Below are 24,071 nucleotides of genomic sequence, written 5' to 3' on the forward strand. Positions count from 1 at the left end.
GCCCAAGCAAAAGCATATTTTCCTATTGCCGCGCTGGGAATTACCACCCCGCGCATCACATAAGGAGGATCGAATGGGGCGCATGGATGGTTGGGTGGTAGCGGGTCTGCTGGCAGGCGTGGCGCAACCCGCGCTTGCTCAATCACAGGATGCCGAGGCGCCCCCGAAAGACAGCGCTGGCGACATCGTCGTCACCGCGCGCTTCCGCAACGAGAATCTGCAGGACGTGCCGATCGCCGTCTCGGTGGTGAACGGCGACGTCGCGGCGTCGCGCAACCTCAACACGCTGCAGGACCTCTCCACTGTCATCCCGACGGTCGACTTCCGCACCGGCCAGTCGAACAAGGACCGCACCGTGTTCATCCGCGGCGTCGGCACCATCACAACCTCGCCGGGCGTGGAGAGCTCGGTCTCTACGGTGATTGACGGCGTGGTGCTGGTGCGCCCGGGCCAGGCAACGCTCGACCTGCTCGATCTCGACCATCTCGAGGTGCTGCGCGGTCCCCAAGGCACGCTGTTCGGCAAGAACGCCTCGGCGGGCGTGATCAACCTCGTGACCAAAAGCCCGACCAAGACGCAGACAGGGTCACTGGAAGGCGGCTATTATGAGGGCGGCGAAGGCCGCATCAAGGGTACCGTGTCGGGCCCGATCACCAGCACCATCGGCTATACGCTGAGCGGGCTCTACGCCGCCTATCGCGGCAACGTCTACAATGTCGGCACCCGGAGCTGGGTGAACGGCTATGACCGCTGGGGCGTGCGCGGCAAGATCGTTGCCAAGCCCAATGACGACGTGACGATCACGTTTGCCGGCGACTATCTCTACAATCGCGACGATACGCCGCAGGGTGTCTATGTCAGCTCCAGCCGCGTCGCCTACCCGACCGGCGTGGTGACGCCGAACCCCACCCTTGCCGGCTTGCTGACGCAGGAGGGCATCGTGCCGGGCGCGAACAACACCCGGATCAACACCAATTTCGACGCCGAGGTGCGCGACCGCAACTATGGCGGCTCGATCACGCTCGATTGGGGGCTGGGCGGCGGCTATACGCTGACCTCGATCACCGCCTATCGTGAGTGGAAGAACCACCAGACGCCCGATTGGGACGCGCGCGCGATCCTCGCTACCGGTTTCCCGCAGGGCCGCGACGACGGCACGGTGGACTTCGACCAGTTCTCGCAGGAGATCCGCCTCGCCTCGCCGCAGGGCGGGCTGGTCGACTATGTCGTCGGCGCCTACCTCCTCTCCGCCGATACGGACGAGCGCTATCAGCGCAGCGTCACCCAGCTGATCGTTGGCGCGCCGGTGACCAACAACGGGGTCGCCAACTACGGCATCCGCGCGCAGAACCACGCACTGTTTGGCGAGGCCAACCTCCACGCCACCGACACGCTGACCTTCATCGCGGGCGGGCGGCTGATCCACGATTCGCTCAGCTATTTCCACCAGCGCGTGTCGGATACCGCGACCGGCGTGTCGGGCATCCGCCCCAGCTTCGCCAGCAGCGGCAAGACCGACCGGGTGGATTACAGCGCCCGCGCCGGCGTGCAGTACAAGCTGGCGCGCAACGCCAACACCTATTTCACCTTCTCGCGCGGCTATAAGGGGCCGGCCTACAACGTCTTCTTCAACATGCAGGCGTTCGACACCCAGCCGCTCGCGCCCGAGACCTCGACCAGCTACGAAGTCGGCCTCAAGGGCAGCCTGTTCGACGGGCGGGTGAGCGGTGGGATTGCGGCCTATCTCACCGATTATGACGGCTTCCAGGCCAATTACACCGACACCTATCTCGGCGCGATCGTCACCCGGCTGATCAACGCGGGCCGGGTGCGGACCAAGGGCGTCGAGGCCGATCTGAACGCGCGGCCGACCGACCGGCTGACGCTCAATTTCGCGGTGGCGCGCACCGATGCGCGCATCCGCCATTTCAACTGCCCGGCGGCCACCACCTGCACCTCGATCGACGGCGGCGCCCTGCCCTTCGCGCCCGACTGGAAGCTGAGCGGCGGCGCGGCGTGGAAGCTGCCGATCACCGACGGCCTGGCGGTCGAGCTGCAGACCGACGCCAGCTACAAGAGCAAGACGCAGTACGCGATCACCCAGAACCCGGACACCATCCAGCCCGCCTATGGCATCTGGAACGCCAGCATCGCGCTGATCGGCGGCGAGCGCTGGGAGCTGCGCGCGCTGGTGAAGAACATCCTCGACCAGCACTATTCCAACTACCTCGTCTATGGCACCACGGCGGGCGTGGTCCGTTACGTGCCCCGGGACAATGATCGCTATGTCGGCCTGAATGCGCGCATCCGCTACTGACACCACCGCCGGGGCGCAGGGTCGCTGGGCGATCCTCGCCCTCGTGTTCGGCGCGGTGATGCTGAACTATGTCGACCGGCAGATCCTCGCCCTGCTCAAGCCCATGCTGCAGGGCGAGTTCCACTGGTCCGATCGCGACTATGCGCACATGGCCTCGGCCTTCCAGTTCGCCGCGGCATTGGCCTTTCTCGGCACCGGCTGGTTCCTCGATCGGGTGGGGCTGCGGCGCGGTTTCGCGCTGGGTGTGGCGGTGTGGAGCATCGCGGGCATGGCGCATGCCTTCGCTTCCACCGTCGCGCAGTTCGTGACCGCGCGCGCGGTGCTGGGGGCGGCGGAGTCGATCGGCACCCCGGCGGCGGTGAAGTCCGCCGCTACCTTCTTCCCGCCCGCCGAGCGCTCGCGCGCGCTCGGCATCGGCAACACCGCGCCCAATTTCGGCGCGATCCTCACCCCCTTGCTGATCCCCGCGCTGGCGCTGCTGGTGGGATGGAAGGGCAGCTTCCTGATCGCGGGCGGCCTGGGCCTGGTCTGGGTGGCGATATGGCTGCGCTACGTCCCCGCCGCCGCGGGCGTTCGCGGCCCGCGTTCCGACGTGCCGTGGCTTCATCTTCTGCGCGACCGGCGGACGTTCGCCATCGCTGTGGCCAAGGTGCTGAGCGACCAGGTCTGGTGGTTTTTGCTGTTCTGGACGCCCGACCTGTTCCACCGCCAGTTCGGGCTGGAGCAGGGCGCGCTGGGGCTCCCCGTGGCGCTCGCCTACAGCCTCGCCGCGCTGGGCGCGATAAGCGGCGGCTGGGTACCGGGCTGGCTGCTCACGCGCGGCTGGCCGCCCGAGAAGGTCCGGCACGCAACGCTGCTCGGCTATGCGCTGCTCGTGCTGCCGATCCCGCTGGTGCTGGTGGCGAGCAACCCTTGGCTTGCCGCCCTGCTGCTCGGCCTCGCGCTGTTCGCGCATCAGGGCTTCTCGACCAACGTCTTCGGGCTGGCGACCGACATCTTTCCGGCGAACCGTGTCGGATCGGTGATCGGCATCGGCGCCTTTGCCGGCAACTTGGCCGGCATGGCCATTCTCGAGCTCGCCGGCTGGTCGCTCGACAATGGCCATGGCTATGCGCCGATGTTCTGGATCGCCGCCTTCTCCTACCTCGCCGGCGCGCTGCTGGTGCGCTGGATCCTGCCGCGCACCGCCTATGCGGACGCGGACTGACCCAGCAGCTCGGCCATGTCGACCACCCGATGCTCGCGCAGACTGATCTCCGCCGCCATGCCGATCGCGACGGCCTTCAGCCCGTCCTCGGCGGTCACTTCCACCGGCCCCTCGCCTCGCACCGCACGGGCGAAGGCCTGATGCTGGTAGTAGGTCGAGCCATGGTGCGAGCCCGCCGCCAGCGCCGCCGCGTCCACGTCGATGTGGCGCTTCTCGGGCGCCTTGGGGTTGCCGAAGCCGGTGCGCGGCGAACGGGTGAGCACGCTGCCGGGGATGCTCACGTCGAGCCGGGCGATGTCGCCGGTCGCGATGATCTCCTCCTGCTCCTCCGCGCCGTCGGCAAACATGCACAGGTCGAGCAGCGCGCGGGTGCCGTCGGCGAAATCGACGGTGGTGAAGCTGTTGTCGACGATGTCCGGCACGGCGCCGTCATAGCGCTCGTCGAGATGGTTCACGTCCTGCGCGCCCGAGCAATAGACCCGCACCGGCTCGCTGCGGACGATGAAGCGCATCAGGTCGAAGAAATGGCAGCATTTCTCCACCATTGTGCCGCCGGTATTGCGCGCGAAGCGGTTCCAGTCGCCCACCTTGACCAGGAAGGGGAAGCGGTGCTCGCGCATCGCCAGCATGCGCAGCCGGCCGATCTCGCCGCCATGCACGCCGGCGATCAGCGCGGCGACGGGGGGCATGTAGCGATATTCCATCGCGGTCCAGAACACCGCCGAGTGGCGCGCGGCGCGCTCGGCGATCCAGCGGGCATCCTCGATCGTCGTCGCCAGCGGCTTCTCGCACAGGATGTGGAGCCCCGCATCGAACAGCGGCGCCACCATGTCACGATGCGTGAAGTTCGGGCTGGCGACGATCACCGCGTCGAGCCCGTCATGCTTGGCCAGCGCCTCGGCATCGCGATAGGCGGTCACGTCCTGCGCCTTGCCGCCCAGCGCCTCGCGCGCCCAGCCGAGCGAGGTCTCGACCGGATCGGCGATCGCCACCAGCTCCGCCCCGGGCGTGATCGCGAGATTGCGGATATGCTCCATGCCCATCATCCCGCACCCGACCAGACCATACCGAATTCGCGACGCCATACTCTTCTCCAGAGGCATTGAACGATGACCACCCATCCCCAGACCGACGCATCCGGCAAGCAAGAACAACTTCCCCCCTGCGAAGTGAGCTGGTTTTCCGCCCTTTGCGACGATGATTACGAGTTTCTCGGCCAGCCCGACCCGCGTCTGCTCTCCAGCTGGGAGCATTGCCGCGACATCGTGCTGGCGGCGGAAAGCGCCGGGTTCGACAATATCCTGCTGCCCTCGGGCTATGCGCTGGGGATCGACACCACCGCCTTCGCCGCCGCGATCGCCACCTTGGTCCGCCGCATCCGTCTGCTGATGGCGGTGCGCGTCGGCGAGAGCTGGCCGCCCCAGCTCGCCCGCCAGATCGCGACTATCGACCGCATTCTCGGCGGCCGCCTCGCGATCAACATCATCTCCTCCGACCTGCCGGGTGAGACGCTGGCGTCGGCGCCGCGCTACCGCCGCACGATCGAGGCGATGCACATCCTGAAGACCCTGCTGAACGGGGAAGCGCTCGATCACCAGGGCGAGTTCTGGAAGCTCAAGGTCGAGCCGCCGCGAATCACCACCGTTTCGGGACGCGCGCCGCAGCTCTATTTCGGCGGCCTGTCGGAGGATGCCCGCGAAGCGGCGGCCGAAGGTGCCGATGTCTACCTCATGTGGCCGGACCGGATGGAGGCCGTCGCCGCCACACTCGACGACCTGCGCGCCCGCGCGGCCAAGCGCGGCCGGACGCTGCGCTTCGGCTACCGCGTCCATGTCGTGGTCCGCGAGACCGAAGCCGAAGCCCGCACCGCTGCCGACCGGCTGCTCTCGCACCTCGACGCGGCGCAGGGCGAAGCGATCCGCGCCCGTTCGCTTGATGCCCAGTCGGCCGGCGTGCGCCGCCAGGCCGAACTGCGCGAGGCGTCCGCGGACGACGGCTACGCCGAGGACAATCTCTGGACCGGCATCGGCCGCGCCCGCTCGGGTTGCGGTGCGGCGATCGTCGGCGATCCCGACCAGGTGCTCGCCAAGCTCAATGCCTATCGCGCGCTGGGGATCGAGGCGTTCATCCTCTCCGGCTACCCCCATGCCGCCGAAGCGGACCTGTTCGCGCGGCATGTGCTGCCCAAGCTGGAACATGGTCCACTGACGGGCTAGAGGACGAGCGGGCGCATCGCGGTCGAATAAGTCATGCGCCGCGCTTAGGATTCCCGCGGGCGCTGAGGTGCGAAGGAGGACGGCCGCCATGACGATGGAGAAAGGCAACTTCTTTCAGGACCGGGACCGCTATCTGTTCGAGCCGTTCGAGGAAGCCTTCTTCCACTGGGACCATCGCCGTCGCACTGTCCACATGAAGTTCGCGGGGACGGATGTCGAAGTCGAGGTACCGCACGACCACCGCATCTTCAACGATGCGATCCTGAGCGGACGCGAGGTCGACCAAGCCGCCTATGCGCGCGGTAGCACGCACGGCTGAGCCCCGCACCGAGCATGTCAACCGGCACGGTTCAGGACAGCGAAGCCTGCCCCCGACGTGGGATCATTCCCACTCGAACATATGGCGGGAGAGAACGCCTTTTTATCAGAGCTTTAGCGCAACCATTTCCACGCGATGCCATGAAGAGCACCATGTGCCGCTTCGCCCCAGTTAAGCCTACGGTCACAAGGCTGTGGCGAGCCAGGTCACTCGTACCGAAGCGCAACGATAGGCGCCCTGCGCGCAGCTACGCCTGTCAGCGCACCAATGCTTGCAACTGCGATGACGAACGCAGCCCCGCCCGCCGCAGGATACAGCCATAGCGGCATGTCGATCCGATAGGCATAGCCGTTCAGCCAGTGCTGCATCGCCCACCAGGTTACCGGCCAGGCGATGAGGTTGGCCAGCAGCGCAGGGCGCGTAAGCTGGCGGAGCAGCAGCCACAGCACCTGCCCGGTGCTTGCGCCCATCGCCTTGCGGATGCCGATCTCCTTGGTGCGACGATCGGTGGTGGCGATGGCGATGCCTACCATGCCCGCCGCCGCCAGCAGCACCGCCAGCGCGGCGAAGATCGCGAACAGCTGCATACCGCGTTCGAGATCGCGATAGAGTTCCTCCATCCGATCGGACAGGAAGCGGCGGCGGATCGGCTTCTCGCCGCCCGTCTCTCGCCAGACGCGATCGATTGCCGCGAGCGTCTCCGGCACCTGGCTGCCGGACAGGCGGATCGACACCATGCCGGCGCTGGGCCCCACCCGTCGCGGGGCGTCGATATACACGGTGGGCTTCGCCGCCAGTTCGGCCGAGGTGAACTGGAAGTTCGGCACGACCGCGGCAACCACGCCGATCTGCTCGCCTTCGGTGAACGGCGAGAAGTTGGTCACCGGCACGCGCTTGCCAACCGCATCGCGCGGCGACCCCAAATCCAGCGCCTTCACCGACGCCGCGTTGAGGACGATGCGCCGCACCTGGGGTTCGCCCCGCGGCGGCAGTCCTGCGAGCGAGCCGGCAATCGGCGGAACCCCATAGAGCGCGTACGTGGCCGGCAGTGCCGCCGCAACGAGGATCTGGACCGGTCGGCCGCGCAGCTCGATGAAGGACCCGCCCTCGCCCGTCACGAACTCCGATCCGTGGCACGCCACGCCCTTCACGCCGGGCAGGCGCGCGACCTCCGCGACGAAGCCTGGCGGGCAATCCGCATCTACCGTGAGCATCTGCGCGACGTCCGCGCCCGTGCCCTGCGCCATCGCGAAGCGGCGCTGCTGGTACACGATGCCAGTGGCGATCAGCAGGCCGATCAGCACCGCGAACTGCAGCGTCACCAGCACCGCGCGCACCCTGGTGCCGCCATCCCCGGTACGGGCATCCGGACGCAAGATCGTCGCGGGCGGCAGGCGCGAGACGACGAGCGCCGGGTAAACACCGGCAAGCAGGCCGATCACGACCGCGCCGGCGATGATGCCGAGCGTCAGCAACGGTGCCTGCGCATAGTCGATCGTGGCATTGGTATCGAGAAAGGCGTTGAGCGGCGGCAGCAGCCATTCGCTGGCGACCATCGCCAGCAACGCCGCGACCAGCGTGGCCGCCACCGCCTCGCCGAGGAACTGCAACGCGATATCCCGACGGCCCGCACCGGCCGCCTTGCGGACACCGATCTCCTTGCGCCGCCGCCCCGCCCGCGCCAGCGCGAGATTGACGGTATTGGCCACCGCTACGAACAACACCAGCGCCGCGATTATGGAGCCGGTGATGAGCCGGTCGCGCGCGCCGGGATGCAGATCGGCATCGAGCGCCAGCCGATCGATCCGCACCAGCCCCATGCGATACAGCGACTGCATTTCCGGCGGCATCAGCGTCGCGACCAGCGGGCGCATCTGGCCCGCCGCCTCGGCAGCGGAAGTTCCGGGGCGGAGGCGGAAATAGGTCCTGGACTCGATCCTGAACCCGCCGTCGGCCGGGCGGGCGAGACCGTGCAGGATCGACGCAGCACTGCGCGACGAGGCCAGGATGTCATGGGTCCAGTCGCTCGCGCCGGGCGGCAGATCGGCAAGGATGGCGCCTACGGTCATCGCGCGCCCGGCGATGGTGATCGGCGCGCCCAGCACGTCCTCGCGCCCGAACCAGCGCCGCGCCGCCGCGGCGGTCATCGCCACACCGTCGGGTCGGGCGAGCGTAGCCGCAAGATCCCCACGCAACACCGGGCGCGGCAGCACTTCCGCGATGGCGGGATCGGCCCAGTAGATCGTCTCCTTGCGCTCGACCGCCCCGCGCCGGATCGCGACGTCGGCCTCGGCAAGCCGTGCCCATGCTTCGACCGACGCCAGCCGACCGGCAACGAGCGGCGCCACCAGGCCGCTGCTCAGGTCACGCGTGTCTGGCGCGCCACCGGGCATCAAAAGGGTGGAGGTAGCCAGATAGGTTCGCGCGCGCTCGGGAACGAAGCCGTTCTGCTCCAGGGCACCGCGCACCACGATCACCATCAGGATCGCCGCGGTGAGCCCAACCACCAGCCCGAGCAGCGCGATCAGCGACAGCGTTCGCGCGCCCAGCGCCGCGCGCCACCCGGCGATCAGGAAATGCCGGAGCTTCACAGCAGCGTCTCGCTGACCACGCGGCCGTCGAGCATCCGGATCGTCCGCTGCGCCTCGGCGGCGTGGAGCGGCGAGTGGGTGACCATCACCACCGTGGTGCCCGCCGCCACCGCATCCTTGAGCAGGCCCATCACCTGCTCGCCATTGGCGCTGTCGAGATTGCCGGTCGGTTCGTCCGCCAGGATCAGCTTGGGCTCGGCGACCAGCGCACGCGCGATCGCCACGCGCTGCTGCTGCCCTCCGGACAATTGCTGTGGCCGGTGCCTTGCACGGTGAGCGATCCCAACCTGCTCCAGCGCCTCGCCGATCCTTCGTTTCGCGGCCGCGGCGCCACTGCGATAAAGCAGGCCAATCGCGACATTCTCCTCCACGGTCAGCTCGTCGACCAGATTGAAGCTCTGGAACACGAAACCGATATGCGCGCGGCGCAGCCTCGTCCGTTCCCGCTCGGAGCGTCCCGCCACTTCCTCGCCGAGCAGCCGGTAGGAGCCGCCGCTGGGCGCATCGAGAAAGCCGAGGATGTTGAGCAGCGTCGACTTGCCGCAGCCGGAGGGGCCCATGATCGCGACGAACTCGCCCGCCCCCACCTCCAGCGAGACGGCGTCGAGCGCGCGCGTCTCCACCTCGGTCGTGCGGAAGCTTCTGCGCAGGTCGGTAAGCGTCAGCATGGGACTACCTCAGTCGGTAAGGAGGACGCGGTCGATCCGCGACCAGCTGGAAGTATCGGAAACGATGGCACGCTGCCCCGCCTGCATGCCGGCGAGGATCTCGACCTGGCGGGGATTGCGGCGACCGAAGCGCACCGGCGTGCGCCGGGCACTGCGGCCATCGGGCGCAAGCACGAACAGGTCGCCGCTACCCTGCGCGGCGGCGCCGGCGGGCAGCACCAGCGCGCGGCGATCCAGCCCGAGCGTGAGCTCGCCGTCGATCGCTGCGCCGGGGGTGGCGCCGGTGGGCTGCGCGCCGAGGAAGTCGATCTCGACGGTGAACGCGCCATTCTTCACCTCCGGGCGCACGCGGGTGACCCGCCCTGCAAGGGTGCGCCCGCCAAAGGCCAGCGCAGCGTCCAGCCCGGCTCGGACCCGCGGCAGGTAGTATTCGTCGATCTCGGCAACCACGCGAAAACCGGCATCGCTGGTGATTTCGGCCAGCCGATCCCCGCGATTGCGGTTTTGTCCCGGCTTCAGGTCGATCTGGGTCAGCGTACCGGTCACCGGCGCCCGTACGATCAGGTCATCGAGCTGTGCATGCGTCGCATCGAGGCTGCGGCTCAGGCTTTCCTGCTCGCTGCGCAGGCGGGGGAGCTGTGCTGCGCGCAGCCGCTCCTGGCGCTGGTTGGTGGCCTGCTGCACGGCAAGAAGGCGGCGATAGCGCGCGAGATCGATGTGCAGCGCCTCGGCGTCACCCCTGGGATAGAAGCCGCGCGCGGCAAGTGCGTCGACCCGCGCGGCCTTCGCCTCCAGCGTCGCGACGCTGGCCGCGAGTTCGGTCAGCGTCTTGTCGTTGGTCGCGCGGTTGGTCTCGAGCTGGGTTTCGAAGCTTTGCACCTGGGTGATGGATTCGACGAGGCGCCCGGCATTGTCGAGCACGTCCCGCACGAGTTGCGCATTGCGAAACGCGACCAGCGGCTGTCCGGCCGTCACACGGTCGCCGGGCTGCGCGAAGATCCGGGCGACCTGCCCGCCGGAAACTGCGTCCAGATAGAGGATCTCGCGCGGCTGCAGCGTGCCATGGACCGCGACGACATCGCGAAACAGCTCGATTCGCGCCGTGGCCAGCGTCACCGTGCCGGCCGCGACAGTCAGTGTCCGGGCACCCGCCCCGTGCACCAGCGCAGCGATAGTCACCAGCAAGGCCAACAGCGCGAGGGCAGCAATCCAGCTGCTCCGGCGCGGGCGCTGCCACCAGGGCGTGGCGATGGGATGGTCCATGGACGACACCACGCCATCATATCCGCTGAGCCTGATAAGAAAAAACACCCCCCGGCAACCACTTAGTCGCCGACAAAGCCCGCTCGCACTCCGATGCCGTCCGGATTCGTACAGTTGCGCGTGGCTAACGGCTGCACCTACCATGCGCGCCGATGAAAGGCGCCCGCATCCTCATCGTCGACGACGATCCCGACATTCGCCAAGCGGCGGCGCTGGCGCTTGCGCCCCATGTGAACGGCTGCGACGAAGCCACCGCGCCCGCCGAAGCCGCGCAGATGGTGCGGGAGAGCCGCTATGATGCGGTGTTGCTCGACATGAACTTTCTCGCAGGCGCTCGAAACGGGGAAGCAGGGCTCGCTGCCATTGCCAACCTGCGTGGCGCCGATCCTGCTCTCGGCGTGGTGTTTCTCACCGCCTATGGCGGCGTGAGCCTTGCGGTACAGGCGATGAAGCAGGGGGGCGACGATTTCCTGCTCAAACCCTGGCGCAATGCCCAGTTGATCGCCGCCGTGCGCGACGCCGTCGCTCGCACCGAGGCGCGGCGCCGCCCCTCAACGCTTGCCGCCGTGGAGCAATCCACCATCGCCGAAGCCCTCCAGCGCCACGAAGGCAATATCAGCCGTGCGGCGGCATCGCTGGGGCTCACCCGGCAGGCGTTGTACCGGCGGCTCGCCCGCGATGGATAGCTGGTCCGCAGCCCCGCGCGTCTCTGCTCTTGGCTGGCGCCTGGTCATCGCCGGCGTGGCATTGTGGGGCGCGCTCCAATTGCGACCCACGCATCACGCCGCGACGATCGCCCTGCTGCTGATCGTGGCGGCCCTCGCCCTTGCCGATATCTATCGCAGCCTGACGCGGCGCACCGCCCTTCCGGCACGGACGGAGATTGCAGACGACGCGCACGATGCTGACCAGCTGCGGGCCTTGCTCGACGCAGTGGCCACCGCGCTGTTCGTAATCGATGCAGAGGGCCGGATCGTGCGCTGCAATCGCGCTGCCCGCCGCATGGCAGGCGCCATGGTCGCGAGACTGGAAGATGTCGCCGCGCTCGATCCCGTGACAGCCGCGACCGTCTTGGCCCTCCCGCCCGGCGCGCGTCGCCTGGTTCGTGCGAAGGACGGCCGCAACCTTCTCGCCTGGTGCGGCAGCTTCACCGTGCCTGGCACAGCGCCGCAGCGCCTCCTGTCGCTGCAATGGGTGGCTGGCGAACTGGACGCCGTCGAGATCGAGGCGTGGCATGCAATGACGCGCGTGCTGACTCACGAGATGATGAACGCGCTCGCGCCGATCGTCTCGCTTGCCGAGAGCCTGAAGGCGCTGCCCGAGCATGGCCCGCAGACCGCACGCGCGCTGGCCACGATCGAACGCCGCGCCACGCATCTTCTCGGCTTTGTCGAACGCTATCGCGCGCTCGGCGACCTGCCACGCCCGGTGCCGACGAAATTCGATCTGGCAGCGCTCGTCATAGATATCGTCGAGGCAATGCGGCCGACGATGGGGGAAGAGGTCGTCCTATTCTCGGTAGCGAGACCGCCCCACCCGACCCTCATCCTTGCCGACCCGCAACTGATCGAGCGCGCCCTGGTCAACCTTCTCCAAAACGCGGCGGAGGCCGTACGAGAATGCCCGAATCCCAAAGTTCAGATCGAATTGAAGGCGGACGAGACGGGCACGACCGTCATTGTTTGCGACAACGGGCACGGCGTCGCGCCCGACCAGATGGAAGAGATTTTCGTGCCCTTCTTCTCCACGAAGGCGGGGAGCTCAGGCATCGGGCTGCCCTTATCGAGACAGATTGCATCCTTGCACGACGGAACGCTGGTCACCCGATCGGCGACCAGCGGCGCCCGCTTCGAACTCCACCTGCCAGCACGCAACAGTTGAACATGATCATACCTTTGTAATATTCACGACTGTATTACGACTGCGCAATAATTCCTAAATATTGCTAATAAACTCACTCCCACTCGATCGTGCCGGGCGGCTTGCTGGTATAGTCGTAGGTCACCCGGTTCACGCCGCGCACCTCGTTGACGATACGGGTCGCCACCCGCGGCAGGAAGCCACCGGGGAATTCGAATGCCTCGGCGGTCATGCCGTCGATCGAGGTCACCGCGCGCAACGCCAATACGCTGTCATAGGTACGCCCGTCACCCATCACACCGACGCTGCGTACCGGGGTCAGCACCGCGAAGGCCTGCCAGATCGTGTCGTAGAGGCCAGCGTTGCGGATCTCTTCCAGATAGATCGCGTCGGCCTTGCGCAGAATGTCGCAGCGTTCCTTGGTGACTTCGCCCGGGATGCGGATCGCGAGGCCCGGGCCCGGGAAGGGGTGGCGGCCGACGAACACGTCCGGCAGCCCCAGTTCGCGGCCCAGCGCGCGGACTTCGTCCTTGAACAGCTCGCGCAGCGGCTCGACCAGCTGCATGTTCATGCGTGCAGGCAGGCCGCCGACATTGTGGTGGCTCTTGATCGTCACCGACGGACCGCCGGTGAAGCTGACGCTCTCGATCACGTCCGGGTACAGCGTGCCCTGCGCGAGGAAATCGGCGCCGCCGATCTTCTTCGCCTCGGCCTCGAACACGTCGATGAAGGTCTTGCCGATGAACTTGCGCTTCGCCTCGGGGTCGGTGACGCCGGCGAGGCCGCTAAGGAACAGTTCCTCCGCGTCCACATGGACGAGCGGGATGTGGTAATGCTCGCGGAACATGGTGACGACCTGGTCGGCCTCCCCTGCCCGCATCAGGCCATGGTCGACGAACACGCAGGTCAGCTGATCGCCGATCGCCTCGTGGATCAGCACCGCCGCCACCGCGGAATCGACGCCGCCCGACAGCCCGCAGATCACCTTGCCGTCGCCCACCTGCGCGCGGATCTCGGCGATCTTGGCGGCGCGGAACTCGGCCATCGTCCAGTCGCCCGACAGGCCGCAGACATGGCGGACGAAGTTCGCCAGCAGCTTGGCGCCGTCGGGAGTGTGGACCACCTCGGGGTGGAACTGCATCGCGTAATAGCGACGCTCGTCGTTCGCGATCACCGCAAAGGGGGCACCGGGGCTGGCCGCGACCGGGCGGAAGCCCGGGGCCAGGTTCGCCACCTTGTCGCCATGGCTCATCCACACCTGGTGGGTCTCGCCGGTCTGCCACAGGCCGTCGAACAGCGCGCAGTCATCGGCGACCTCGATAAAGGCGCGGCCGAACTCCCCGCTGTCGCCCTGCACCACCTGGCCGCCGAGCTGGTGCATCATCACCTGCTCGCCGTAACAGATGCCGAGCACCGGCAGGCCGCTGTCGAAGATCTCCTGCGGGACGCGAGGGCTCCCCTCGTCCAGCACCGAGGCGGGCGAACCGGAGAGGATGATGCCCTTGGGCTGCATCCGGGCAAAGGCCTCGGCGGCGGTGGTGAAGGGCGCGATCTCGGAATAGACCCCGGCTTCGCGAACGCGGCGTGCGATCAGCTGGGTCACCTGGCTGCCGAAATCGACGATCAGGATGGAGTCGGTGTGCTGGAGCGTCATGGCTGGCCGATAGGGAGCGATCGCCGGGCTGTCAAAGGGGTGCGGGCGATCAGGCGCGCAGCGGCTCGGCGGCGATCGGGTGGCGGACGCAGGCCAGCGTGCCGACCAGCACGGTAAGCCCCGCAACCACCAGCGGAATCGCGAGGCCGTAGCGGTTGACGAGGATCGCCCCGAGGAAGGCGCCCAGCAGGATCGCCACGACTGCCGCAAGCCGCCGCCCGATATTGGGGTTGCGGCCGCCGGCGAGATGCGAATCGGCGGCGATGCCGGTGAGCGTCAGCGTCAGCACCGTGGTGGTGAGATCGGGCACCTTGAGCTGGCGGATGGTCGCGTTGCGGAAGCCCATCGCGATCGCGGTGAGGGCGATGATCGCGAACACGCAGGTCTCCGGCAGGATGCCCATCGCGTCGGCCCAGGCGGCGACGCCCGCGGCCACGCCGAACAGCACCGCCTCGGTCACCGCCGCCAGCACCAGCCAGCGCCGCAGCGGCTGCCCGGCGAGATGCGCGCCGACCTTGCCCGCCACCAGCGCGCCCACGAGGAAGGACGCCAGCGCGACGATATAGGGCGCGATGGTGAAGCCCGGCGTGCCCGCCGCGGCGAAACCGAGGAACACGATATTGCCGGTCATGTTCGCGGTGAACACCTTGCCCAGCCCGAGCACGCTCACCGCATCGACAAGGCCCGTGGTGACGGAGAGCAGCAGGAGCAGCGGCGGAAGCGGAGAAGCGGCGGTCTTGGGGTCGGCCATGGCGTGGGTCCTCAGAATCGGAAGTTGCTTTCCAGGCCGATCATCCGGATCGGGCGGGGCGCACCGGTTTCGCGCAGGAAGCGCCCGGCCTGGAAGAAGGAGAGCGAAGCGGAAAGCTCGAGCTCGGCGGTGGCCTGCCAGGCGATCGCGCCTTCGATCTGCTTGCCGATGAAGCGGGCGCGGCTGGTACCGGGCGCGCGGAGCAAATTGCCGGGGATGTCGTACACGCCGTCCGCCGTGCTGTAGCGCCAATAGGCGCTGCCCGCGATGCTGGCGGAGACGCCGCCGCCCAGCGTGCCTGCGATGCGCGGGTTGAGGTTGATCAGGTTGTAGGGGCCGACCGGCGACAGCTCGCCGAAATATTTGCCCTTGGGGAACAGCGCATTGAACGTGCCGAGCCGCCGATCGCCGGCATGGCCGTCGCCGCTGATCACGTTGACGCGCAGCACCGCGTCCGGCGCGAAGGGCAGGCTGGGCAGCTTGCGGCCGAGTTCGGTGCCGAGCGTCCAGGCGGCGATCGGCCCGTCGGCGAAGCGGCCGAACTGGGCGACACCCTCGACATTCCAGTGCCAGTTGTCGCGCGCCCCATAGATGCGCGCGCCGAAACTGTGGCGCAACTCGCGGCCGGTGCGGTCGCCGAACTGCGCGGTGCGGTTGCGATAGCCGAGATAATAGAGGTCGAGCCCCGGCAGCACCCCATAGGCGCCCCAGAGCCGCTTGGTCGGCGAGGTGCGGTCGTCGAAGGTGCCGAGCCGGGGTGCCACCGGCGCGACGGCGAGCAGGCTGATCTTCGCGCGCCCCAGCGCCAAGATTCCGCGCACGCCGTCGAACGCCAGCGGCACGTTGGGGCCGTAACGCGTGCCGATCAGCCGCTCGGTGCCGAGCGACAGCATCTGCCGCCCGCCGCGCAGGGTGACCACGCCGAGATCGACTTCCGCGAAGCCCTGGAGCAGGTCGGCGCGGGTCTGGTCGACCGGGCCGGCGGCGGGGCGCACCCCGGCGGCATAGCCGAGGATCGGCTGGGCGAAGGCGCGCAACGGTCCGACATGGAGATCGGCATAGGGCAGCACGCGGGTCCATAGATATGCGTCGTCGGGCGAGGCCGCGTTGCTGAGCGCATTGTTGGCGAAGGATTCGCTACGCAGCCGGACTTCGATGCCGGTGGAGAGCCACGCATCGCCGCCGAGCGGGATATATTTGAACGGCCCGGTCCAGTGGTGCGCGCGCTTCTCTGCATCGGCGAGGTCGGACCAGTCCTCGTCGTAGCGGGTGATGCTGAGTGTCGGGGCCTGCCAGGCTTCGGGGGCGGGGAGGGATTGCTGCCCCTCTGCCTCTTGCGCTCCCCTCCCGCTTGCGGGAGGGGTCGGGGGAGGGACTGACGTGGAGGTGACGCTGCTAGGTTCCAGCCCCTCCCCTAGCCCCTCCCGCAAGCGGGAGGGGAACGCCGGAGGAGATGTCGGAACCTGCGCGGCGGGCATCACCAGCACCACCGCCGCGGCGAGGCTAGCCACGCCGCTTCGCCTGCTCCGCCACCAGCGCCGCGAGGACGAAGCCGCCGATCAGGCCGAGATGCTCGAAAAAGGCATTGGTCGCGCCGAACCGCTCGGGACCCGGCGGCATCGTCCAGAAGGCGTTGGCGGTGAAGGCGGCGAGCAGGGTGAACACCCCCAGCATCCCCGCCCCCAGCCAGATCCAGCGCCCGGTGAGGATCAGCACCGGCCCGATAAGTTCCACCGCGATCGTCAGCGCCGCCCAGAGCGCGGGCGGGTGCATGCCGAAATGCGCCTGCTCCGCCACCGCGCCCTGCCAGTCGGCGAGCTTGACCAGCCCGCCGAGGAGGTACGCGCCGACCAGCAGCAGCCGGGCGAGGAACCAGGTCGGCCGCCAGTCGAGAATGGCGTCGACGAAGCGCGGATCGGGCGTCGCCATGGTCACTTGGCCGCGGGGCTGTGAATCTCGGCGATATAACCGCCGGGGAAGCGCACGATCGCCGCGCGGCCGCCGGCTGCGGCATAAGGCTGCACCAGCGTCTCGACACCGGCGGCCTTGGCCTTGGCGAGCGTCGCGTCGAGATCCGACACTGAATAGCCGGTCATGTCGCGGCCATAGGGCCAAGGCAGCAGGCCGTCGGTGACGAACACTACCATCTTGCCATAGCCGCTGGTGATCGAGATGCGGCGGATCGTCTTGCCGGGCTCGCCGACCTCGGCGCCGGGCGCGGCGCGATCATCGGCGGTCACCTTGGCATGCGCATAGCCCACCCAGCTCTTTACGAAGCGATCGGCGACATCCTCGGTCAGGTAGATGCGGTTCTCGGGCACCGTTTCCAGCGGCGCGTAGCTGGGCTTGGTGGTGTGCCAGTAGATCTGCATGTTCACGCCGCCCGGCCACTGGATCAGCGAATCGCGGCCGATCGGATCGGGGAACGTCACCAGCCGGCGGACCGCGCCGTGCTGCACGGCGGCCTTCACCGCGGCGTCGATGTCGGTCACCAGATAGCCGGTGCGTTCGTCGCCGAAGGGGAACGGGATCGGGGTCTTGAACCCGAATACCGAGACGGTGCCGACGGGCGTCAGCACCAGCTGCGACTTGGTGAGGCTGGTGGTGGGCGTCACCTGGAACACGCCCTGCTTGCTGGTCGTGCCGCCGAAGGTCGCTTGGAAGCTGGTGACGAAGCTGTCGAACTGGTCCTCGGGGACGTAGACGTGCGTGGTGTCGTACTGGGGCCCGACCGAATAGTCGGCAGTCTGCTGGGCGAGCGCCGGGGTGGCGACGACCAGGGCGGAGGCGAGGAGGAAGAGGCGCATGGCGAAACTCCTGTAAAAGTCGCTCCCCTCCCGCGTGCGGGAGGGGTCGGGGAGGGAATGACGTGGAAGAAGCGCGAATAGGGCTCAGCCCCTCCCCTGGCCCCTCCCGCAAGCGGGAGGGGAACGCAGGTGGACGGGGCAGAACAGAGCATCACACCGCCCAGCAGCCGCAGCCGAGCGCGCCCCAGAAGCTCTGGACGTCGGCGGCAGGCACCTGCGCACCGAGCGCCGCGGCATGGTCGTGACCATGCACCGAGCAGCTGCTGTGGCAGGCGCAGGCGGAGGCAAGCTGGGCGCGGGTCTCGGGCGACTGGTGGTAGCCACCGAAGGTCGCGACCGGCGACCAGTCGGGCATCGGCCGGGGCAACGCGGGGGCGAGCGGAGCATAGTCGCCGTCGCCATGCACCACCTGTCCGCCGAGCAGCGTCAGCACCGAGCGGATATGGACGATCTGGTCCTCGGGCACCGAGAAATAGTCCGCCGAGAGCACTGCCAGATCGGCGAGCTGGCCGGCCTTGATCTGCCCCTTCTTGCCGATCTCGTTCGAGAACCAGGTATTCTCGTGCGTCCACATCGCCAACGCCTTTTCGCGGCTGACCCTGTTGGCGCCCGGATAGAGCTTGAGCCCGCCGACGGTACGCCCGGTCACCAGCCAGCTGAGCGATACCCAGGGATTGTAGCTCGCCACACGCGTGGCATCGGTGCCCGCGCCTACCGGCAGCCCAGCCGCGAGCATCTTGGCGATCGGCGGGGTACGCTCGGCCGCCTTGGCGCCGTAGCGCTCGACGAAATACTCGCCCTGATAGGCCATGCGGTGCTGCACGGCGATACCGCCGCCGAGCGCCGCAATGCGATCGATGTTGCGGTCGCTGATCGTCTCGGCATGGTCGAAGAACCAATGGATGCCGGTCAGCGGGATGTCGCGGTTCACCTTCTCGTAGACGTCGAGCGCGCGGCCGATCGTTTCGTCATAGGTGGCATGGAGGCGCCATGGCCAGCGATGCTCGGCGAGCAGGCGGATCACCGGCTCGAGATCGCCTTCCATGGTCGGCGGCATGTCCGGACGCGCGACGCGGAAGTCCTCGAAATCGGCAGCGGAGTAGACCAACATCTCGCCCGCGCCATTGTGGCGATAGCTGTCGTCGCCCTGCCCCGGCGTCACCTGCTTCACCCAGCCGGCGAAGTCCGCCAGCTCTTCCTTGGGCTTCTGGGTGAAGAGGTTGTAGCTGATCCGCACGGTCAGCTGGCGGTCGGCATGCAGCTTCTCGATGATCGCATAATCGTCGGGATAATTCTGGAAGCCGCCGCCCGCGTCGATCACGCCGGTGACGCCCAGGCCGTTCACTTCGCGCATGAAGTGGCGGGTGGAATTGATCTGATATTCCTCGGGCAGCTTGGGGCCCTTGGCGAGCGTCGAATAGAGGATCGTCGCATTGGGCTGGGCGAGCAGCAAGCCGGTGGGGTTGCCCGCGGCATCGCGGACGATCTCGCCGCCGGGCGGGTTCGGCGTGTCCTTGGTATAGCCCACCACCCGCAGCGCCGCGGCATTGAGCAGCGCGCGATCATAGAGGTGGAGGATGAAGACGGGCGTGTCGGGGGCGACGGCGTTGAGCTCGTCGATCGTCGGCAGCCGCTTCTCGGCGAACTGGTGCTCGGTGAAGCCGCCGACCACGCGCACCCATTGCGGCGCGGGCGTATTGTCGACCTGGCGCTTGAGCATCGCCATTGCGTCGGCAAGGCTCGGCACGCCGTCCCAGCGCAGCTCCATATTGTAGTTCAGGCCGCCGCGGATGATGTGCATGTGGCTGTCGATCAGCCCCGGGATCACCCGGCGGCGATGCGCGTCGATCACCTGCGCGCCCGGCGCGGCGGCGCGGACCTCCGCTTCGCTGCCCACCGCGAGGAACTTGCCGTCGCGGATCGCGATCGCCTCGGCCACCGGGTTTTCCCGGTCGAGCGTCGTCACCTGGGCGTTGACGAGGATCAAGTCGGCCATGGGGTTTCCTTACTTCAGTTCCCCTCCCGCTTGCGGGAGGGGCTAGGGGAGGGAGTGACGTGGAGAGGGTCGACCGCGGCATCGCCCAGCCCCTCCCCCGACCCCTCCCGCGAGCGGAAGGGGAGCGCAGACTTCAAGCGAGCAGCTTCATGCCTCGCCGTCGGGCTTCGTCACCGGCACGCCGAGGATCTGCTCGGCACAGTCGGTGCGGAGGTACGTCACGAGGTCATGGCCAGCGAAGATCCGCTTCGCGACCGGCACCACCTGCTCGCCGAGCAACATGCCAAGCAGGCCGATCAGCGCGATCGTCGGCGGCGCCGGCGACTTCACGCCGAGGAGGCTGTAGATGACGCCGACCAGCAGACCGACGGCGAGCGAGATCAGATAGGGCTTCATCTGCAGATCCTCCCCGGCGCGTTTCGATCAGCCGCGCACGAAGGCGAGCAGGTCGGGGTTGATCACGTCGGCATTGACGGTGAGCATGCCGTGCGAGAAGCCCGGGTAGATCTTCAGCGTCGGGTTCGGCAGCAGCTTGGCCTGCAGCTCGGCGCCCTGATGGTACGGCACCACCTGGTCGTCATCGCCCGCCAGCACCAGCGTCGGCACCGTCATGGCCTGAAGATCGGCAGTCTGGTCGGTTTCCGAGAAGGCCTTGATGCCGTCATAATGGGCCTTGGCGCTGCCCATCATGCCCTGGCGCCACCAATTGTCGATCACGCCCGGATAGACCTTCGCGCCTTCGCGGTTGAAGCCATAGAAGGGGCCGGCGGCGACATCGCGGAAGAACTGCGCGCGGTTCTCCGCGGTGCCCTTGCGGAAGCCGTCGAACACTTCGAGTGGCAGGCCGCCCGGATAGGCCTCTGTCTTTGCCATGATCGGCGGCACGGCGGCAACCAGCACCGCCTTGGCGACACGGCCCTGCGGGATGCCGTACTGTGCCACATAGCGCGCGACTTCGCCGCCGCCAGTCGAGTGGCCGATATGTACGGCGTTACGCAGGTCGAGATGCTCGGCGACGGCTGCGGCGTCGGCGGCATAATGGTCCATGTCGTGGCCGTCGCTCACCTGCTGCGAGCGGCCATGGCCGCGGCGGTCATGCGCGACGACGCGGAAGCCGTGCTGGAGGAAGAACAGCAGCTGCGCATCCCAATCGTCCGACGAGAGCGGCCAGCCATGGTGGAACATGATCGGCTGGGCATCCTTGGGGCCCCAATCCTTGAAGAAGATCGAGACGCCGTCCTTGGTGGTCACGGTGGAGGTCATGGGAATGTTTCCTTGAGGTTGGGGGGGCAGGAAATTCGGGTCGAGGAATCAATGGCCTTCGGAGGCGCCGAACATCGTCTTGGCGTAGGTGACGCCGAGGCCGTACGCCCCGCCCCACTGCTTCGCGATGCCGGTGGTGGACTCGTAGGTCTCGCCGCGCGCCCAGTCGCGCTGCAGCTCGAGCAGATACTGGAGCGAGGTCATCGGCACGGCGCCCAGCTGGATCATCCGCTGCACGGCGCGCTCATGTGCTTCGGTCGAGATGTCGCCGCAGGCATCGGCGATGAAATAGGCCTCGAAGCCCTGGTCGATCGCAGAGGCGACCGGGCCGACGATGCAGACGCTGGTCCAGAGACCTGCGAACACGATGCGTGGCTTGGCGATGCGGTTGATCTCCTCGATCACCGCCTCGTCTTCCCAGGTGTTCATCGAAGTGCGGTCGAGCAGCTTCTGGCCCGGGAACGCATCGGTCACTTCGCTGAACATCGGCCCCGAGAAGCTCTTTTCCGCGACGGTGGTAAGGATCGTCGGCACGTCGAACGACTTGGCGGCACGGCTGACAAGCCCGGCGTTGTTGCGCAGGATGGTCGCGTCGATCGACTTGGTAGCGAACGCCATCTGCGACTGGAAGTCGATGAGCACGAGCGCGTGGTTGGTCGGCGAAATCAGCGACTTGCCCGGCGTGGCGGTGGCGGTGAGGGTCATGGTGCGGCTCCTGTTGCTGCCGGTTCGGCGGTGTCGGGTGCAGAATAGCTGGCGCGCATTTTCCGAAAACTCGGATAAAATTACGCATTTCGTTCCATTCTTTAGAACAATTGGCTGACCGGGTGCCGCTTCGCCTTCAGGCTCGCGCAGCAACGGACCGCCGCTCGCAGCCTTAGGCCGCGACGGTCGCACAGGTATTGGACAGGTTTGATGCGATCGGGCGGTTCTACGCCCCCGAAGGGGTCAGAGCTCGATCAGCCCGCGCTTGGCGGCGATCGTCACCGCGTGCGTCCGGTCACTGGCGCCGAGCTTGGCGAACAGCGCCTTCATATGCCCCTTCACCGTCTCCTCGGAGAGCGCGAGCCTGGCGGCGATCTGCTTGTTCGAATTGCCCCAGGCGGCCAGCGTCAGCACCGAGACCTCGCGGTCGGTCAGATCTTCGTCGAGCACGTGCAGCGCGATCGCCGTCGCCACGCTGGCATCGAGATGCTTGCCGCCGTGATGGACCGAGCGGATCGCCTCCAGCAGCTGGTTGCGCAGGCTGGCCTTGAGCAGATAGCCCATCGCCCCGGCACGCAGTGCCTTGATCGCGCGGCCGTCGCCCGAATAGGTGGTCAGCACGATGATCCGGGCACCGGGCGACGCCGCGCGGATCGCGGTGATCGCGTCGAGCCCGGACATGTCCGCCATCTGCAGATCCATCAGCACCAGATCGGGCTGGAGCCGGGCATAGGCCTCGATCGCCTCGGCCCCGCCGCTCGCCTCGCCGGCGATTTCCATGTCATCCTGGGTGGAAACCACCGCGCGCACGCCCTCGCGCAGCAGCATGTGATCGTCGACCAGCAGGATGCGGATCGGCGCGCTGCCGCGTGCCGGCGCACGCCCGCTGGAAACCCTCGTCAACATCGTACGCGCACCAACTCCCGGATCCTGCGCCGAGCATAGCAGCTTTGCCGGCGCTGCGCATCCATGGCTCAGCGCCAGGCCGCCAAGGCTTCGCGAAGCGCCGCGGTGGTCTGGGCTGCGGCGCCGTTGCGGATGTCGAAGGTCCACGCCATCGGAACGGCCTGCGCGTCGTGCGTATCGATTGCCGACAATGCCCCGCGCATCATTGCCACCGCACTCGGCGCGACCAGCGTCTCGGGCAGATCCAGTTCCGACCAGCCGAGCAGGCACCCGACGGAGCCGGCGCCAATCCGCAGCGCCGCGCGCATCGCCAGCGCGGTTAAGGTGCCCACGGTCTCCGGATCGGCGCTCAGCGCAGTGCCCATGCCGATCAGCATCAGCGTCGCCGCGCGAATGGGTGCGGCCGGGCGGGTCAGCATCAGCGTCTCGCCGAAGCCGCCGGTGAAGATCCCGCCCTCCCGCAGTTTGGAAAGAGTGCCGTGCAGCGCATGGTCGACCGCGTCGGCGCCACCGCGATGCACCCCGACGACATCCTTTTCGAGCATCCCCACGACGAGCAGATCGTCTTCGGCTGCGACGACGTCGATCTGCGCTACCGCGAACGCAACGCCCCGCCAGGCACCGATCGCCAGCGATTGCCTGTTCTCCATTCCGCCGCTGCGCTCCCTGCCCCCGCCGGCCCGCCCCGAAATCGCGGGACATCCTGCCCCCGCAACCCCGGCTGCCCTGCTCGGGTCGCCCATGTCTTGAAGAAACCTGCTGCGATCAGCCGCGCTGCTGCCACGCGCGCCGCCAGACGAGCGGGGTGGTCCCGACCAGGCGACGGAACAGCCGGGTAAGGTGCGCCTGGTCGCTGAGCCCGCAGGAACAGGCGATCTGGGACAGCGTGTCGCGGGTGTCGCGCATCAGCAGCTGGGCGCGGCGGATGCGTTGGCGAACGATGTAGGCGTGCGGCGTCTCGCCGGTACTGATCTTGAAGGCGCGGCAGAAATGCCCGGTGCTCAGCTGCGCCACCTCCGCCAGCGTGGAGGTGAGGATGGGGCCTTGGAGACAGCTGTCGACATGCGCAGCGACACGGCGAAGCTGCCAGCCGGCCAGGCCGCCTTTCGCCGCGCCGCCGACGTGCACCAGCCCTTCCGGCAACAGGTCCTCGGGTCCATCCGCACCGTGCGTTACGCCCAGGCTGGACAGGCGCTCGAGACGGTGCCCGGCAAGCGGCGGATCCTCGTCGTGCGACCGAATGGCGCGCGCCAGCAGGGCGGTCAGTTCGGGGGGGCCGCCCGTCTGGGCCGGAGCAGCAACATCGATCAACGCCTGGTGGTACATGGTTCCATCCCGTCTTGCCGGGAGGACTGTCGCGCAGCCCGCAGCGCGGCGGAATCGAACCTCCGCAGAACAGGACATCGCTTTGATTTGGGGTAACCATACCAAGGTTTGGGGTGACGCCGCCCCGCGCCAGTCGCGCGGGAGCAGCAAGGTTTCGGTAGGCGCGCCCAACCGAAATGCTATGGGCGCATCCATGTCGACCGTCCTCGCCCATCCTGCCGC

Annotated in this window: 22 protein-coding genes; 6 read left to right on the forward strand and 16 right to left on the reverse strand. The window is 67.8% G+C overall.

Translation table 11 applies throughout. The features are described from left to right. Positions 1-73 precede the first annotated feature (73 nt). Both QZ670_RS12305 and QZ670_RS12310 read left to right on the forward strand, forming a co-directional pair. A complete protein-coding gene (locus QZ670_RS12305; protein WP_294255731.1) occupies positions 74-2,317 on the forward strand; it encodes a TonB-dependent receptor in 2,244 nt (747 codons plus the stop codon). After that, positions 2,298-3,524, forward strand: coding sequence for an MFS transporter (locus QZ670_RS12310; RefSeq protein WP_294255734.1), 1,227 nt, complete (start codon positions 2,298-2,300; stop codon positions 3,522-3,524). The genes QZ670_RS12305 and QZ670_RS12310 overlap by 20 nt, the downstream gene beginning before the upstream one ends. Here QZ670_RS12310 and QZ670_RS12315 read toward each other — a convergent pair. Further along, complete coding sequence (locus tag QZ670_RS12315; protein WP_294255737.1) at positions 3,506-4,609, reverse strand: Gfo/Idh/MocA family oxidoreductase; 1,104 nt, start codon at positions 4,607-4,609, stop codon at positions 3,506-3,508. The two genes, QZ670_RS12310 and QZ670_RS12315, sit on opposite strands and share 19 nt — an antisense overlap. 24 nt (positions 4,610-4,633) lie before the next feature. On the opposite strand from QZ670_RS12315, the gene QZ670_RS12320 reads away from it, so the two are divergent. Further along, positions 4,634-5,740, forward strand: coding sequence for an LLM class flavin-dependent oxidoreductase (locus tag QZ670_RS12320; RefSeq protein WP_294255739.1), 1,107 nt, complete (start codon positions 4,634-4,636; stop codon positions 5,738-5,740). Positions 5,741-5,828: 88 nt separating this feature from the next. Beyond that, a complete protein-coding gene (locus QZ670_RS12325) occupies positions 5,829-6,059 on the forward strand; it encodes a hypothetical protein (RefSeq protein ID WP_294255742.1) in 231 nt (76 codons plus the stop codon). A 206-nt stretch (positions 6,060-6,265) separates the two neighbouring features. Here the strand turns inward: QZ670_RS12325 and QZ670_RS12330 are convergent, their stop codons facing one another. Genes QZ670_RS12330 through QZ670_RS12340 form a run of 3 tightly spaced genes read right to left on the reverse strand, consistent with a single transcriptional unit; the run spans position 6,266 to position 10,581 of the window. After that, positions 6,266-8,650 carry an ABC transporter permease gene (locus QZ670_RS12330; RefSeq protein WP_294255745.1) on the reverse strand — a complete coding sequence of 795 codons (2,385 nt, stop codon included), beginning with the start codon at positions 8,648-8,650 and terminating at the stop codon, positions 6,266-6,268. Then, positions 8,647-9,318, reverse strand: a complete 672-nt coding sequence (locus QZ670_RS12335) for an ABC transporter ATP-binding protein (protein ID WP_294255747.1) — start codon at positions 9,316-9,318, stop codon at positions 8,647-8,649. Before QZ670_RS12335 ends, QZ670_RS12330 begins: the two co-directional genes overlap by 4 nt. A 9-nt stretch (positions 9,319-9,327) precedes the next feature. Then, positions 9,328-10,581, reverse strand: a complete 1,254-nt coding sequence (locus QZ670_RS12340; protein WP_294255748.1) for an HlyD family efflux transporter periplasmic adaptor subunit — start codon at positions 10,579-10,581, stop codon at positions 9,328-9,330. Between the two features lie 152 nt (positions 10,582-10,733). On the opposite strand from QZ670_RS12340, the gene QZ670_RS12345 reads away from it, so the two are divergent. Together QZ670_RS12345 and QZ670_RS12350 are read left to right on the forward strand one after the other, a co-directional pair. After that, positions 10,734-11,267: a DNA-binding response regulator gene (locus tag QZ670_RS12345; RefSeq protein WP_294255750.1), complete on the forward strand. Its 534-nt coding sequence runs from the start codon at positions 10,734-10,736 to the stop codon at positions 11,265-11,267. Continuing rightward, the gene (locus QZ670_RS12350; RefSeq protein ID WP_294255752.1) at positions 11,260-12,462 is read left to right on the forward strand and encodes a PAS domain-containing sensor histidine kinase; all 1,203 of its coding nucleotides are present in this window, start codon (positions 11,260-11,262) and stop codon (positions 12,460-12,462) included. Before QZ670_RS12345 ends, QZ670_RS12350 begins: the two co-directional genes overlap by 8 nt. A gap of 73 nt (positions 12,463-12,535) precedes the next feature. Here QZ670_RS12350 and guaA read toward each other — a convergent pair whose 3' ends face one another. The 12 genes from guaA to QZ670_RS12410 all read right to left on the reverse strand — a co-directional run bounded on the left by guaA (position 12,536) and on the right by QZ670_RS12410 (position 23,849). Further along, positions 12,536-14,095 carry a glutamine-hydrolyzing GMP synthase gene (gene guaA / locus QZ670_RS12355; RefSeq protein ID WP_294255754.1) on the reverse strand — a complete coding sequence of 520 codons (1,560 nt, stop codon included), beginning with the start codon at positions 14,093-14,095 and terminating at the stop codon, positions 12,536-12,538. A 49-nt stretch (positions 14,096-14,144) separates the two neighbouring features. After that, positions 14,145-14,846 (reverse strand): YoaK family protein, encoded by a 702-nt coding sequence (locus tag QZ670_RS12360; protein ID WP_294255757.1) that lies wholly within the window; start codon positions 14,844-14,846, stop codon positions 14,145-14,147. A gap of 11 nt (positions 14,847-14,857) precedes the next feature. Beyond that, entirely contained in the window at positions 14,858-16,357 is a 1,500-nt protein-coding gene (locus QZ670_RS12365; protein ID WP_294255759.1) for an alginate export family protein, read from the reverse strand. Further along, complete coding sequence (locus QZ670_RS12370; protein WP_125972537.1) at positions 16,350-16,775, reverse strand: DoxX family protein; 426 nt, start codon at positions 16,773-16,775, stop codon at positions 16,350-16,352. The genes QZ670_RS12365 and QZ670_RS12370 overlap by 8 nt, the downstream gene beginning before the upstream one ends. 2 nt (positions 16,776-16,777) lie before the next feature. After that, positions 16,778-17,653 (reverse strand): glyoxalase, encoded by an 876-nt coding sequence (locus tag QZ670_RS12375; RefSeq protein ID WP_294255764.1) that lies wholly within the window; start codon positions 17,651-17,653, stop codon positions 16,778-16,780. A 151-nt stretch (positions 17,654-17,804) separates the two neighbouring features. Further along, the gene (locus tag QZ670_RS12380) at positions 17,805-19,649 is read right to left on the reverse strand and encodes an amidohydrolase (protein ID WP_294255769.1); all 1,845 of its coding nucleotides are present in this window, start codon (positions 19,647-19,649) and stop codon (positions 17,805-17,807) included. A gap of 147 nt (positions 19,650-19,796) precedes the next feature. After that, positions 19,797-20,045, reverse strand: a complete 249-nt coding sequence (locus QZ670_RS12385) for a DUF1427 family protein (RefSeq protein WP_294255772.1) — start codon at positions 20,043-20,045, stop codon at positions 19,797-19,799. A gap of 27 nt (positions 20,046-20,072) precedes the next feature. After that, a complete protein-coding gene (locus tag QZ670_RS12390; protein ID WP_294255775.1) occupies positions 20,073-20,912 on the reverse strand; it encodes an alpha/beta hydrolase in 840 nt (279 codons plus the stop codon). 48 nt (positions 20,913-20,960) lie between these two features. After that, the gene (locus QZ670_RS12395; protein WP_294255777.1) at positions 20,961-21,617 is read right to left on the reverse strand and encodes a hydrolase; all 657 of its coding nucleotides are present in this window, start codon (positions 21,615-21,617) and stop codon (positions 20,961-20,963) included. Between the two features lie 243 nt (positions 21,618-21,860). After that, positions 21,861-22,523, reverse strand: a complete 663-nt coding sequence (locus QZ670_RS12400; protein WP_294255780.1) for a response regulator transcription factor — start codon at positions 22,521-22,523, stop codon at positions 21,861-21,863. Between the two features lie 68 nt (positions 22,524-22,591). Then, positions 22,592-23,173, reverse strand: coding sequence for a M17 family peptidase N-terminal domain-containing protein (locus QZ670_RS12405; protein ID WP_294255782.1), 582 nt, complete (start codon positions 23,171-23,173; stop codon positions 22,592-22,594). 115 nt (positions 23,174-23,288) lie between these two features. Then, the gene (locus QZ670_RS12410) at positions 23,289-23,849 is read right to left on the reverse strand and encodes an AraC family transcriptional regulator (protein ID WP_294255784.1); all 561 of its coding nucleotides are present in this window, start codon (positions 23,847-23,849) and stop codon (positions 23,289-23,291) included. Positions 23,850-24,071: the final 222 nt, after the last annotated feature.

It is taken from the genome of uncultured Sphingomonas sp., assembly GCF_913774285.1.
Lineage (GTDB): Bacteria > Pseudomonadota > Alphaproteobacteria > Sphingomonadales > Sphingomonadaceae > Sphingomonas.